Origin of the sequence: Bordetella genomosp. 10 (assembly GCF_002261225.1) — a bacterium.
GTDB lineage: Bacteria > Pseudomonadota > Gammaproteobacteria > Burkholderiales > Burkholderiaceae_B > Bordetella_C.
In genome coordinates this window covers 246,873-259,704 of record NZ_NEVM01000001.1, presented here as the reverse complement: position 1 = coordinate 259,704, position 12,832 = coordinate 246,873, and the positions used below count along the sequence as shown (strand labels likewise).

General features: G+C 68.1%; 11 protein-coding genes. 8 read left to right on the top strand and 3 right to left on the bottom strand.

Annotated features, from left to right (window positions below; all coding sequences use genetic code 11):
* The first annotated feature begins 6 nt into the window (after positions 1-6).
* From CAL29_RS01155 to CAL29_RS01135, 5 genes are all read left to right on the top strand, one after another.
* Positions 7-567: a 5'-3'-deoxyribonucleotidase gene (locus CAL29_RS01155; RefSeq protein WP_094851179.1), complete on the top strand. Its 561-nt coding sequence runs from the start codon at positions 7-9 to the stop codon at positions 565-567.
* A gap of 222 nt (positions 568-789) precedes the next feature.
* On the top strand, positions 790-2,127 hold the full coding sequence (locus CAL29_RS01150) for an NAD(P)H-dependent oxidoreductase (protein ID WP_094851178.1): 1,338 nt from the start codon (positions 790-792) through the stop codon (positions 2,125-2,127).
* A 173-nt stretch (positions 2,128-2,300) separates the two neighbouring features.
* A complete protein-coding gene (locus CAL29_RS01145) occupies positions 2,301-2,846 on the top strand; it encodes a sigma-70 family RNA polymerase sigma factor (protein ID WP_373559681.1) in 546 nt (181 codons plus the stop codon).
* Positions 2,843-3,865, top strand: a complete 1,023-nt coding sequence (locus CAL29_RS01140; protein WP_256977109.1) for a FecR family protein — start codon at positions 2,843-2,845, stop codon at positions 3,863-3,865. The genes CAL29_RS01145 and CAL29_RS01140 overlap by 4 nt, the downstream gene beginning before the upstream one ends.
* A 100-nt stretch (positions 3,866-3,965) precedes the next feature.
* On the top strand, positions 3,966-6,371 hold the full coding sequence (locus CAL29_RS01135) for a TonB-dependent siderophore receptor (protein ID WP_094851177.1): 2,406 nt from the start codon (positions 3,966-3,968) through the stop codon (positions 6,369-6,371).
* Between the two features lie 92 nt (positions 6,372-6,463).
* On the opposite strand, the gene ilvD is transcribed toward CAL29_RS01135, so the two are convergent.
* Positions 6,464-8,326: a dihydroxy-acid dehydratase gene (ilvD, locus tag CAL29_RS01130; RefSeq protein WP_094851176.1), complete on the bottom strand. Its 1,863-nt coding sequence runs from the start codon at positions 8,324-8,326 to the stop codon at positions 6,464-6,466.
* A gap of 230 nt (positions 8,327-8,556) precedes the next feature.
* On the opposite strand from ilvD, the gene CAL29_RS01125 reads away from it, so the two are divergent.
* Positions 8,557-9,108: a GNAT family N-acetyltransferase gene (locus CAL29_RS01125; RefSeq protein WP_094851175.1), complete on the top strand. Its 552-nt coding sequence runs from the start codon at positions 8,557-8,559 to the stop codon at positions 9,106-9,108.
* A 372-nt stretch (positions 9,109-9,480) separates the two neighbouring features.
* Here CAL29_RS01125 and queC read toward each other — a convergent pair whose 3' ends face one another.
* Both queC and CAL29_RS01115 read right to left on the bottom strand, forming a co-directional pair.
* Complete coding sequence (gene queC / locus CAL29_RS01120) at positions 9,481-10,224, bottom strand: 7-cyano-7-deazaguanine synthase QueC (RefSeq protein ID WP_094851174.1); 744 nt, start codon at positions 10,222-10,224, stop codon at positions 9,481-9,483.
* 183 nt (positions 10,225-10,407) lie between these two features.
* Positions 10,408-11,193 (bottom strand): IclR family transcriptional regulator, encoded by a 786-nt coding sequence (locus CAL29_RS01115; RefSeq protein WP_179283957.1) that lies wholly within the window; start codon positions 11,191-11,193, stop codon positions 10,408-10,410.
* Positions 11,194-11,424: 231 nt separating this feature from the next.
* Here CAL29_RS01115 and CAL29_RS01110 point away from each other — a divergent pair, with 231 nt between their 5' ends.
* Together CAL29_RS01110 and CAL29_RS01105 are read left to right on the top strand one after the other, a co-directional pair.
* Complete coding sequence (locus CAL29_RS01110) at positions 11,425-12,114, top strand: 3-oxoacid CoA-transferase subunit A (RefSeq protein WP_094851172.1); 690 nt, start codon at positions 11,425-11,427, stop codon at positions 12,112-12,114.
* The gene (locus CAL29_RS01105; RefSeq protein ID WP_094851171.1) at positions 12,111-12,752 is read left to right on the top strand and encodes a 3-oxoacid CoA-transferase subunit B; all 642 of its coding nucleotides are present in this window, start codon (positions 12,111-12,113) and stop codon (positions 12,750-12,752) included. Before CAL29_RS01110 ends, CAL29_RS01105 begins: the two co-directional genes overlap by 4 nt.
* Positions 12,753-12,832: the final 80 nt, after the last annotated feature.

Below are 12,832 nucleotides of genomic sequence, written 5' to 3'. Positions count from 1 at the left end.
CAAAGTATGTTGATCCTGCTCGATCAAGACGGCGTGCTGGCCGATTTCGAACATGCCTTCCTGGACGCCTGGCGCCGGCGTCATCCGGACATCCCGCCCGTCGAATACGAAGACCGCAAGTCCTTCCACATCCTGGAGGACTATGCGCCGGCGCTGCGCGACCGCGCCGAGGCCATCTATACCGAACCGGGCTTCATCCGCAACCTGCCGCCGGTGCCGGGCGCCATCGAGGCGGCGCGCGAGCTGCTGGACCTGGGCCTGGACGTGCGCATCTGCAGCTCCCCGCTGCGCCAGTACGAAAACAACGTGGCGGAGAAATACCACTGGGTCGAGCGCCATCTGGGCCGAGACTGGACGGAGCGCCTCATCCTGACCCGAGACAAGACCCTGGTGCAGGGCGACATCCTGGTCGACGACCGCCCTTCGATCGACGGCGCCGCGCGCCCGAACTGGCGCCACATCATCTACGACGCGCCGTACAACCGGCAGGAAACGGGACGGCCGCGGATGACCTGGGCCAATTGGCGCAACGTCCTGGGCGGCGAGCTCTACCGCTCGGACAGGTAAGGGACGCGGGGCGCTCGTCCGCCGGCGCGGGACGGCCTGCCCGGCGGCACTAGGGAATACCCTCGGCCGCCTCCACGCAAACGCCGCGGAAATTTCTCTCTTTTTTGCGCGGGAGAGAAATGTCACATACGAACGGCAGCCTGGAAGGGCTATCCTTTCAAGGCGTGCTCGCCGGCGCCGGTCCGGCATCGGCGGCGGCATCCGCAGGGGGAAGACGAAATCATGAACCTTTATCGCATGCTCAAGCAGCGCGAATCGGAAGAAAAGCCGATCGGGGTCGCCCTTATCGGGGCGGGCAAGTTCGGTTCGATGTTTCTCAGCCAGGTGCATCGCACGCCCGGCATGCGCCTGCTGGCGGTGGCCGATCTCAGGCCCGATGCCGCCCGCGCGGCGCTCACCAAGGTGGGCTGGCCGGCGGCCGCCCTGCAAGCCAAGTCCATCGGCGACGCGCGCCGCAGCGGCGGCGTTTTCTGCACCGACGAGACCGACCGCGTCATTGCCCACGGCGACGTGGAGGTGGTGATCGACGCCACCGGCAACGCCGCGGCCGGCATCCGCCACGTGCTGGCCTGCTGCGATCACGGCAAGCACATCATCATGGTCAACGTCGAAGCCGACGCGCTGGCGGGACCGCTGCTGGCCCGCAAGGCGCGCGAGGCCGGCATCGTGTACTCCCTCGCCTACGGCGACCAGCCGGCGCTGATCTGCGAAATGGTCGACTGGGCGCGCGCCAGCGGCTTCGAGGTCATCGCCGCCGGCAAGGGCACCAAGTACCTGCCGGCCTTCCACACCTCCACGCCCGACACCGTCTGGCCCTACTACGGCTTCACGCCGGAAATGGTGGCGGCGGGCGACTTCAACGCGCAGATGTTCAACAGCTTCCTCGACGGCACCAAGAGCGCCATCGAGATGGCCGCCGTGTCCAACGCGACGGGCCTGCTGCCGTCCCCGTCCGGCCTGCACTTCCCGCCTTGCGGCGTCGACGACCTGGCGCGCGTGCTGCGGCCGCGCGAGGACGGCGGCATGCTGCATCACCGCGGCCAGGTGGAGACGGTGTCCTCGCTGGAACGCGACGGCCGGCCGGTCTATCGCGACCTGCGCTGGGGCGTCTACATCACCCTGGCCGCCGACAGCGACTACGTCCGCCGCTGCTTCCAGGAATACGGCGTCGTCACCGACCCCAGCGGCAACTACTCGGCCATGTACAAGCCCTATCACCTGATGGGCATGGAGCTCGGCATCAGCGTCGCCAGCGCCGCCCTGCGGCGCGAGCCCACGGGCGCGCCGGCCGGCTGGCATGGCGACGTCGTCGCCACCGCCAAGCGCGAACTCGCCGCCGGCACGGTGCTGGACGGCGAAGGCGGCTATACGGTCTACGGCCGCCTGATGCCGGCGCGCGACTCGGTCGAGGGCGGCTACCTGCCCCTGGGCCTGGCGCACAACGTCAAGCTCAAGACCAACGTCCGCGCCACCCAGGCCCTGCGATGGTCCGACGTGGAATACGACGCCGACTCGCCGGTGGTGCAGTTCCGCCGGGAAATGGAAGGCGGCCACCGCTGAGGCGAACCGGCCCAGGCAGAGGGATCGCCGCCGGCAGGGCGGCGGTCTGTCGCTTTCTTGCAAGCAAAACGACCCAGAACGTGGAGAAATTGCGGCGGCGCCGCCGCGCGCGTTGCAGAGCAAGGGCTGGCTGATATATAAATAAAAATCGTTCTTATTTATATTCGTTCGCCATGTCCATGCACGAGGCCGGGCCCGGGGCCCTGTCGACGACCGAACTGCGGGTGCAGCACGCCTTGCAGACGCTTTACCGGGAGCATCATGGCTGGCTGCAGGCCTGGCTGCAACGGCGGCTGGACAACGACGCCTGCGACGCCGCGGACCTGGCCCAGGACACCTTCGTCCGCTTGCTGGCCAGGCCGGAGCCGGTGTCGATGCGCCAGCCGCGCGCCTTCCTGACCACGATCGCCAAGGGGCTGCTCGTCGACCTCTGGCGCCGCCGCGAGCTGGAGCGCGCCTGGGTCGAGGCGCTGGCCCACCTGCCCGAACCCGAAGCGCCGTCGCCGGAGGAGCGCCTGTGCCTGTTCCAGACCCTGGCGGCGATCGACTACGCCCTCGCCAGGCTGCCGCGGCGCGCGCGCCAGGTTTTCATGTGGGCCCGGCTGGAAGGAATCTCCTGCCCGGCGATCGGCCAACGGCTGGGCGTGTCGCTGGCGACGGTGGAGCGGGACCTCGCGGCCGCGCTGCGGCTGTGCTACGCGGCGAGGTTCGAATCGTGAGCGCGCGTCCGGTTCCGGCCGAACCGGGACGCGGCAATCCCGGCATCCCCGAAACCGTCATCGACGCGGCGATCGGCTGGGCGGTCAAGCTGCATTTCAACGCGCCCGGCGAGGAAACGCGACGCGCATTCGAAGCCTGGCGCCAGGCCGCACCGGCGCATGCGGCCGCCTGGCTGCGCGTGCAATCGCTGGCCACGGATGCGGGCCGCGGACCCGCCGCGCTGGTGGCCGACACCTTGCGCCGCGCCGAAGCCGCCGCGGCCGCCCGTGCCTCGGGACGCCGCCGCGTGCTGGCATGGTTCGCCGTGGGCGGCGTGGCGGCGCTGGCCGGCAAGGCCGCCTATGATCGCGCGCCCTGGCAGCGCCTGCTGGCCGAGTACAGCACGGGCATCGCCGGCCAACGCACGCTGAACCTGGACGACGGCACGGAAGTCGTCCTCAACACCGACAGCGCGATGGACGCCGAGTTCGGGCCCGAGCGCCGCCTGCTGGTATTGCGGCGAGGGGAAATCCTCGTCGCCACCGGCGCGGACATCCCCGTCCACCGGCCTTTCTGGGTGCGGACGCCGTACGGCGCCCTGCAAGCCGGCCCGCCGGCATCGGGCGCCCGCTTCGACCTGCGGCTGGAGGACGACGGCGCGCGCCTGAGCGTGCAGGAGGGCGCGGTTCGCCTGCACCTCGCGGCCGGAGACGACGGCATCCTCGCGCAGGCGGGACAGCGCTGGTGGTTCGACCATGCGCGCGCCGTGCCCGCGCGGCCCAGCGGCCTGCGCGACGATAGCTGGGCCCAGGGCGTCATCGTCGCCGAGGATGCCCGCCTGGAGGACCTGCTGGCGGAACTGGCCCGCTACCGCATGGGCCGCATCGCCTGCGACCCGCGCATCGCCGGCATCAGGGTTTCCGGCGTCTACCAGGTGCGCGACACCGACGCGGCCTTGCGCTTCCTGGCGCGGACCCACGCCCTGCGCGTGGTGAGCCATACACGGTTCTGGATCAGCGTGGAACCGGCGACCGCATGACGAGTGATGAGGGGATTTCCTTTCTCGTCCGGCATTGAAGGAAAGAGCGCTGCTTTCGCCGCCCTCTTCCCCCTGGACTCCATGCCCCGAGAAGAGACACATGACTTTTTCACGCCCATCGCGCCGCGCTGCCCGCAACGCCGCGCGCCCCGGCCGCCTTCCCCTCGCATTCGCCTTGCGGACCGCCGCGTGCCTGACGCTCGCCGCCGCCACCACGCCGGCCGTCCACGCCCAGGCGGCTCCCTCCGCCGCGCCGCTGTCCTTCGACATCCCTGCGGGTCCCCTGGACGCGGCCCTCACCCACTATGCCCGCATCGCGCGGGTCAACCTCTCGTATGACGTCGCGCTGATCAAGGGCGCCTCCACGCGGGGATTGCAAGGCAGGTATTCCGCCTCGGACGGGTTGAACCGGCTGCTGGCGGGCAGCGGCATCGAAGCCGCGCCGCAGCCGGACGGCGGCTACGTGCTGCGTCCGGCGCCGCGCCCGCCCGCCACGGGCGCCACCACCCTGCCCACCGTGTCGGTCACGGGCAGCGCCGCCACCGACACGGCCGGTTTCGTGGCGGCGGACACCGCGGTCGGCACCAAGACGGACACCCCCATCGTCGACATTCCGGCCGCCGTGTCCGTCGTGACGCGCCAGGAGATGGACACGCGCGGCGTGCAGAACCTGCAACAGGCGATCGCCTATACCTCCAGCGTCGCCGTCGACGAATACGGCGCCGACGACCGCTACGACTATTTCCGCATCCGCGGCTTCGACGAGACCACCCTCGGGACCTACCGGGACGGCCTGCCCGCCCGCGTCCCCGCCTGGTTCACCGCCAGCCGCGTCGAACCTTATGGGCTGGAGCGCGTGGACGTGCTGAAGGGCTCGACCTCCAGCCTGTTCGGCCTGAACGCGCCCGGCGGTCTGGTCAACGCCATCACCAAGCGCCCGACCGACGAACCGCTCGCCGAGATCTACACCACGCAGGGCGCGGGCCATCACGAAGCCGGCTTCGACGTCGGCGGCCCCGTCGACGCGGCGGGCAAGTGGAAGTACCGCCTCACCGGCATGTGGCAGAACGCCGACTACGGCTACGACTACACCAAGGACAACCGCCTCTATATCGCGCCGGCGCTGACCTACAGCCCCGACGCCAACACCACGCTGACGCTGCTGGCCGACTACAGCCAGCGGGAAAGCTCGACGGCGCGTTCCTTCCCCGCCGACGTCGATCTCAGCCTCAACAAATTCCTGGGCGAGCCCAGTTTCCACCATTTCAATACCCGACAGACCGACGTCGGCTGGCTGTTCGAACACAGATTCGGCAACGGCTGGACGGTTCGCTCCAACGCGCGCTATACCCACGTCGACCTGGACTACGCCGACGTCTATGGCGCGACCGTCGATCCCACCGTGGACCGCACGGCGTTCTCGGTGGCGGGCAAGAGCGACCGCTACACGATCGACAACCAGGTCCAGTACGACACGCGCTGGAAATCGATCGAGAGCAAGACGCTGGCGGGATTCGACTACACCGACGACAACACGCACGAGAACATCCTGCTGGGAACGGCGCCGGGGATAGACATCTACCATCCCGTCTACACCGGCCGTTCGAGCATCAGCCTCGATCCCTACGTGAACTGGCGCGTCAAGCAGCAGGCCCTGGGTATCTACGGCCAGGAACAACTGACCTACGGTCCCTGGATACTCACGCTGGGCGTGCGCCAGGACCACGTGAACACCAAGGCCATCTACTACGACACCGGGACGCAGGACAACGACACGGCGTCCGCCTTCACCAAGCGCATCGGCCTGACCTACAAGTGGACCGAGGGGCTGGCGACCTACGTGAACTACTCTGAATCGTTCCAGCCGCTGGTGGCGCCCACGGCCAACGGCTATACGGTGGGCGGCTCCCTCAAGCCCCAGGACGGAACCCAATACGAGGCCGGGATCAAGTACCGGCCGGCCGGCACGGACGCGCTGTTCACCGCGTCCGTGTTCGACCTGAAGCAGACGAACGTGCCGGACGCCATCTCCGAGACCGAGCAACGCCAGATCGGCAAGGTGGGCGTGCGCGGGCTCGAACTGGAAGGCAAGTTCGCCCTGGCCGAGCGCCTGAATGCCTCGCTGGCCTATTCGTACTGGCACGGACGCATACTCAGCGACGGCATCGACGGCAATACCGGCAAGCGTCCCGACCACGTGCCCAACCACCTGGCGTCGGCCTGGCTTGACTACACCATTCCCGGCGACGGCTGGCGCGGCAACCTGACCGTGGGCGCCGGCGTGCGCTACATCGGGCAGACCTTCGGCGATAGCGCGAACGAGGTCTCGGTCGGCGGCCATGCGGTCTTCGACGCTTCGGCGAAATACGACATCAACAAGCGCATCAGCCTGCAGATCAGCGCGACCAATCTCTTCGACCGCAAGTACAAGGCGTCCTGCGACACGGTGAGCTGCTACTACGGCGATCCGCGCGCGGTGTACGCGACCTTGCGCTATCGCATGTAGTCCGGGGCCCAGAAAAAAAGCCACGTCCAATCCGGACGTGGCTTCTTCGTTGCCGACGTGGAGCGCGGCATCCGCGCCCCCATGCCCGCGGCTTACTTGCGGCGAAGCTGGCTGACGTCGCGCACGGCGCCGCGGTCGGCCGAGGTCGCCAGGGCGGCGTAGGCCTGCAGGGCCTGCGACACCACGCGCTCGCGGCCCAGCGGCTGCCAGGCGTCGTGGCCCAGCGCTTCCATCTCGGCGCGGCGCTTGGCCAGCTCGGCATCGCCGATCGCCAGGTGGATGGAACGCTTGGGGATGTCGATCTCGATGGGATCGCCATCCTGGACCAGCGCGATATTGCCGCCTTCGGCCGCTTCGGGCGAAGCATGGCCGATCACCAGGCCCGAGGAACCGCCGGAGAAGCGGCCGTCGGTGAACAGCGCGCACACCTTGCCCAGGCCCTTGGACTTCAGGTAGGACGTGGGGTACAGCATTTCCTGCATACCGGGGCCGCCCTTCGGGCCTTCGTAGCGGATCACCACCACGTCGCCCGGCTCCACCTTGTCGCCCAGGATGCCGTCGACCGCGTCGTCCTGGCTCTGGAACACGCGGGCGCGGCCCTTGAACACCAACTGGCTTTCATCGACGCCGGCCGTCTTCACGATGCAGCCCTTCTCGGCCAGGTTGCCGTACAGCACGGCCAGACCGCCGTCCTTGGAATAGGCGTGCTCGATGTCGCGGATGCCGCCGGTCTTGCGGTCGTTGTCCAGCGTCAGGTACGTGGCGTCCTGGCTGAAGGCGACTTGCGTGGGCACGCCGCCGGGCGCGGCGCGGTAGAACTTCTTCGCTTCCTCGTTGCCGTCGGCCTGGATGTCCCACTTGGCGAGGGCATTGCCCAGCGTGCCGCTGTGCACGTTGCCCGCCGACAGGTCGAGCAGGCCGCCGCGCGCGAGCTCGGCCAGGATGCCGATGACGCCGCCGGCGCGATGGATGTCCTCGATGTGGTACTTGTCGGTGGCGGGCGCCGCTTTGCACAGGCAGGGCGTCTTGCGCGAAATGCGATCGATGTCGGCCATCGTGAAGTCGACGCCGGCTTCCTGCACGGCCGCCAGCAGGTGCAGCACGGTGTTGGTCGAGCCGCCCATGGCGACGTCCAGCGTCATGGCGTTCTCGAAGGCGGCGCGCGTGGCGATGTTGCGCGGCAGGACCGACTCGTCGTCCTGTTCGTAATAGCGGCGGCACAGGTCGACCACCAGGCGGCCGGCCCCTTCGAACAGGCCCTTGCGCCACGCGTGCGTGGCGACGATGGTACCGTTGCCCGGCAGGGACAGGCCCAGCGCTTCGGTCAGGCAGTTCATCGAGTTGGCGGTGAACATGCCGGAACAGGAACCGCAGGTCGGGCAGGCGCTGCGTTCGACCTCGGCCACGTCGGCGTCCGACACGGCGGGATCGGCGGCCTTGATCATGGCGTCGATCAGGTCGATCTTGGCGGCGATCTTGGCCTGGGTCGGGGCCTTCACCTTGCCCGCTTCCATCGGGCCGCCGGACACGAAGACCACCGGTATGTTCAGGCGCATGGCGGCCATCAGCATCCCCGGGGTGATCTTGTCGCAGTTCGAGATACAGACCATGGCGTCGGCGCAGTGCGCGTTGACCATGTATTCGACCGAGTCGGCGATCAGCTCGCGCGACGGCAGCGAATACAGCATGCCGCCATGTCCCATGGCGATGCCGTCGTCGACCGCGATGGTGTTGAATTCCTTGGCGACCGCGCCGGCCTCCTCGATCTGGCGCGCCACCAGCGCGCCCAGGTCGCGCAGGTGCACGTGGCCGGGGACGAACTGGGTAAAGGAATTGACCACCGCGACGATGGGTTTACCGAAATCGCCGTCCTTCATGCCGGTGGCGCGCCACAAGGCGCGCGCGCCGGCCATGTTGCGGCCGTGGGTAGAAGTGCGGGAACGATAGTGCGGCATGATTTTTCTCGGTCTTGCCAGGGGGGAAACCCAACATCATAACGGCTAAGCCGGGTAATGGCCGCCGGACCCGAGGAGGATGAGGGGATTCGGGTTTTTCCCTTTCAGGTTTTTCCTTCCTGTTTTTCCTTTTTTATACGTCGCATAATCCGTCCCGGCTTTGTCCGCGGCCGGGCCGGGTGCACACTGGCGGCCGTTCTCCCCCTTTCACCTATTGCAGCGCAGCAGCCATGTCCCCGTCCTCCTCATCCCAGCTCATCATCCGGGACGCCCAGAGCGGCGATTTTCCCGCCATCCAGGCCATCTACGAGTACCACGTGCTGCATGGCACGGCGTCCTTCGAGTTGACGCCACCCGACGTGGACGAGCTGCTGCGGCGCCATGCGGCGGTGGTGGCGGCGGGACTGCCGTATCTGGTGGCGACGCTGGACGGCGCGGTGGTGGGATATGCCTACGCGACCTTGTACCGGCCGCGGCCCGCCTACGGGAATACCTGCGAGGATTCGGTGTACGTGCAGCCGGGGATGGCGGGACGGGGCCTGGGCGGGAAGCTGCTCAATACGCTGATCGAACAATGCACGGCGCGGGGGTGGCGGCAGATGCTGGCGGTGGTGGGCGATAGCGCCAATGCGGCGTCGCTGGCGCTGCATGCGCGGTGCGGGTTTCATCCGGTGGGGACGTTGCGGTCGGTGGGGTTCAAGCTGGGGGAGTGGAGGGATACGGTGCTTATGCAGAGGGGGTTGGGGGTGGGGGATGGGGAGGATCCTGCTCCCAAGGTGTAGCGGTGTCCCGGGGTTTTTCGGGTGGTGTTCCTGAGGTTCTTTCGGTGGGTGTACCTGAGGTTTTTTTTTGGGGGGGGGGTGTACCCGAGGTTCTTCTGCCGGCCCGTCCAGGGTGGGGCCCACGGGCGGGAGGTCGCTACGGTCTGGCGCCCGCCGGCGCCAGACTTCCCGACGGCGCCTGCGGCGCCTGGGCTAGCTCCAACACCCGCCCATGGGCCCCACCCTGGACGGACCTGGGGTTTCTTGGATTCGAGACGAAACTCAGTCGGGTTGGACCAGGACTTTCTGGATTCGGACGGAGCGCGGGGTGGGGTTCGCCTGGCCTGGCTGACCGGCTTGGGCTTGCCTCTACCTACAACCCACTACTTCTTACTAGTTACCCACGCTCTGGGATTGGGGCGGGCGGGGTTGCCTGCTGGCCTGCCAGCGTTCCCAGCCGGCTTTGCGTAGGACGCAGGCGGGGCAGGTGCCGCAGCCGTAGCCCCAGGCGTGGCGGGAGCCGCGTTCGCCCAGGTAGCAGGTGTGGCTGTGTTCGACGATGGTTTCGACGAGGTCGTCGCCGCCCAGGTTTTGCGCCAGTTCCCAGGTCTGGGCCTTGTCCAGCCACATCAAGGGGGTTTCGATGGTGAGGCGGGTGCCCAGGCCCAGGCCTAGCGCGACCTGTTGCGCCTTGATGGTGTCGTCGCGGCAGTCGGGATAGCCGGAGAAGTCGGTTTCGCACATGCCGCCGACCAGGACGTCGAGTTGGCGACGGTAGCCGAGCGCGGCGGCCAGGGTCAGGAACAGGAGGTTGCGGCCCGGGACGAAGGTGTTGGGCAAGCCGTTGGCCTGCATTTCGATGGCGCGGTCGCTGGTCAGCGCGGTGTCGGCCACCTGGCCCAGCACGGACAGGTCCAACAGGTGGTCCTCGCCCAGCCGCGCGGCAAGCCCCGGCAGGCGCGCGCGGAATTCCTCAAGGACGCGCAGGCGCGCATCCAGTTCGATGCGATGGCGCTGGCCATAGTCGAAAGCGACGGTTTCCACATGCGCATAACGCGCCAGGGCCCAGGCCAGGCAGGTGGTGGAATCCTGGCCGCCGGAAAAAAGGACCAGGGCGCGACGTTGATGGGTAAGCATGGAAGAAGGACTGCAAGGAATACGGAAGAAGCAGGCACTTTACCGCCGGCGCGGCGGTCGGCGCCAGTGGGCCGCGGGCAAGCGTGCCGGGCTATGAGGCCCTTCAGATGCACGCCAGGAGGGTCGGATGCCGCCGGTAGCGCCGGATATGGGTAGCGCCAACAGGCCGGCGCGCGACGGCGATCAGCGGCGCCGCAGCGCCAGGTTCATCTGCGCGGCGGCCTCGCGTAGCGGCGGGAGGAATGCCGCCAGCATTTCCTCGCGCGTATAGCGGCTGGCATGGCCGCTGACGTTCATCGCGGCGATGACCTTGCCGGCGCGGTCGGTGACCGGCACCGCCACCGATTGCAGGCCGGGCTCCAACTCCCGCTCGACGCAGGCATAACCCTGCTCGCGCACCTGCGCGATCACGCGCTTGAGCGCGCCGGCGTCCGTGACGGTTTCGCTGGTGTAGGCCGCGCGCGGCGTGTCCGCCAGGAGGCGGTCCAGTTCCTCGTCGCCGAGGCCGGCCAGGAGCACCCGGCCCATGGAGGTCACCCACGCCGGCAGCCGGCTGCCCACCGACAGGTTGATGCTCATCACCTTGTGCGCCGCCAGCCTCAGGATGTAGACGATGTCCGCCCCGTCCAGCACCGCCACCGAACACGATTCGCGCGTGGCCTGGGCCACGGCTTCCATATAAGGCAGCGCAAGATTCCACAAGGGCGTGGCCGACAGATAGGCATACCCCAGGTCGAGGATGCGCGGCGTCAGCGTGAAGCGGCGGTCGTCCACGCGCACGTAGCCCAGGTGCTCCAGGGTCAGCAGGATGCGCCGCGCCCCGGCCCGGGTCAGCCCGGTGCGGGCGGCCACCTCGCTCAGCGTCATCTGCGGCGCGTCGGGACCGAACGCGCGGATGACGGCCAGGCCGCGGGCAAAGGACTGCACATAGGAATCGCTGGGCTGTCGGGGCGCGTCGGTATCGGTCATGAAGAAAACGGGGTGGGCTTCGGCCATGTGTTCACCCTGAGGACACTCTGTCTTGACACAGGGTGGACGGTCATGGAATATGTTCGATTATAGAACCAAAGTTCGCTATTAGAACAAATAGATGGAGACAACCCTCTCCTGCCCGGCCGCCCCGACCGAGGGGATCCGGCACGCTGATGGCGACTTGCGGATCGACAGCCTTATTTCCCCTCTCGGACAAGCAGGATAGCGATGATCTCGAAAATCGTTAATAGCGCGGCAGCCGCCGTGGCCGACGTGCCGGACGGCGCGACCATCATGATCGGCGGCTTCGGCCCGGCCGGCCAGCCGATGGAACTGATCGATGCCCTTCTGGCGCAAGGCGCCAAGGACCTGGTCATCATCAACAACAACGCCGGCAACGGCACCACCGGCCTGGCCGCCCTGCTGGGCGCGAACCGCGTGCGCAAGATCGTCTGCTCCTTCCCGCGCCAGACCGATTCGCAGATCTTCGACGGCCTGTACCGCGCCGGCAAGATCGAGCTGGAACTGGTGCCCCAGGGCAACCTGGCCGAACGCATCCGCGCCGCCGGCGCCGGCATCGGCGGCTTTTTCTCGCCCACGGGCTACGGCACGCCGCTGGCCGAAGGCAAGGAAACGCGCGAGATCGACGGCCGCCATTACGTGCTGGAGTCCCCGCTGCACGCCGACTACGCGCTGATCAAGGCGCTGAAGGCCGACCGCTGGGGCAACCTGGTCTATCGCAAGACCGCGCGCAACTTCGGACCCATCATGGCCAGCGCCGCCCGCGTGGCCGTGGCCCAGGTCAATGAAGTGGTCGAGCTGGGCAGCTTGGACCCGGAAGCCGTCGTCACCCCCGGAATTTTCGTGCAGCGCGTGGTGCAGATCGATGCCGCGCCCGCCGGCAAGGAGCAAGCATGAGCAGCAAACTGACCCGTGACCAGATCGCCGCGCGCGTCGCCCAGGACATTCCGGAAGGCGCCTACGTCAACCTCGGCATCGGCCTGCCCACGCTGGTGGCCAATCACCTGCCGGCCGATCGCGAAATCGTCCTGCACACCGAAAACGGCATGCTGGGCATGGGCCCGGCGCCCGCCAAGGGCGAGGAAGACTATGACCTGATCAACGCCGGCAAGCAGCCGGTGACCCAGGTTCCGGGCACCGCCTTCTTCCACCATGCCGATTCCTTCGCCATGATGCGCGGCGGCCATCTGGACATCTGCGTGCTGGGCGCCTTCCAGGTGTCGGCGCAGGGCGACCTGGCCAACTGGCACACCGGCGCGCCGGACGCCATCCCCGCCGTCGGCGGCGCCATGGACCTGGCGATCGGCGCCAAGCAGGTCTTCGTCATGATGGAGCTGACCACGCGCGAAGGCGCCAGCAAGCTGGTGGAGCGCTGCAGCTATCCGCTGACCGGCGTGCGTTGCGTGTCGCGCGTCTATACCGACGTTGCCGTATTCGACATCCGCGCCGATGGCGTGTACGTTATCGACCGGTTCGGCGGCGTCAGCGAGGACGACCTGCGCCGCATCACCGGGCTGCCGCTGCATTTCGCGTAGGTCCGCCGGGGCTGGCACGGGGGCTGGCACGTTACATGCGTCATCGGCGGCGCCACGGGATCACCGGACCGTGGCGCGCA

Excerpts from the sequence above, each read along its gene's own strand:
- CAL29_RS01155 (WP_094851179.1), top strand. The coding sequence starts at position 7 with ATGTTGATCCTGCTCGATCAAGACGGCGTGCTGGCCGATTTCGAACAT.
- CAL29_RS01150 (WP_094851178.1), top strand. The coding sequence starts at position 790 with ATGAACCTTTATCGCATGCTCAAGCAGCGCGAATCGGAAGAAAAGCCG.
- CAL29_RS01145 (WP_373559681.1), top strand. The coding sequence starts at position 2,301 with ATGTCCATGCACGAGGCCGGGCCCGGGGCCCTGTCGACGACCGAACTG.
- CAL29_RS01135 (WP_094851177.1), top strand. The coding sequence starts at position 3,966 with ATGACTTTTTCACGCCCATCGCGCCGCGCTGCCCGCAACGCCGCGCGC.
- ilvD (WP_094851176.1), bottom strand. The coding sequence starts at position 8,326 with ATGCCGCACTATCGTTCCCGCACTTCTACCCACGGCCGCAACATGGCC.
- CAL29_RS01125 (WP_094851175.1), top strand. The coding sequence starts at position 8,557 with ATGTCCCCGTCCTCCTCATCCCAGCTCATCATCCGGGACGCCCAGAGC.
- queC (WP_094851174.1), bottom strand. The coding sequence starts at position 10,224 with ATGCTTACCCATCAACGTCGCGCCCTGGTCCTTTTTTCCGGCGGCCAG.
- CAL29_RS01115 (WP_179283957.1), bottom strand. The coding sequence starts at position 11,193 with ATGACCGATACCGACGCGCCCCGACAGCCCAGCGATTCCTATGTGCAG.
- CAL29_RS01110 (WP_094851172.1), top strand. The coding sequence starts at position 11,425 with ATGATCTCGAAAATCGTTAATAGCGCGGCAGCCGCCGTGGCCGACGTG.
- CAL29_RS01105 (WP_094851171.1), top strand. The coding sequence starts at position 12,111 with ATGAGCAGCAAACTGACCCGTGACCAGATCGCCGCGCGCGTCGCCCAG.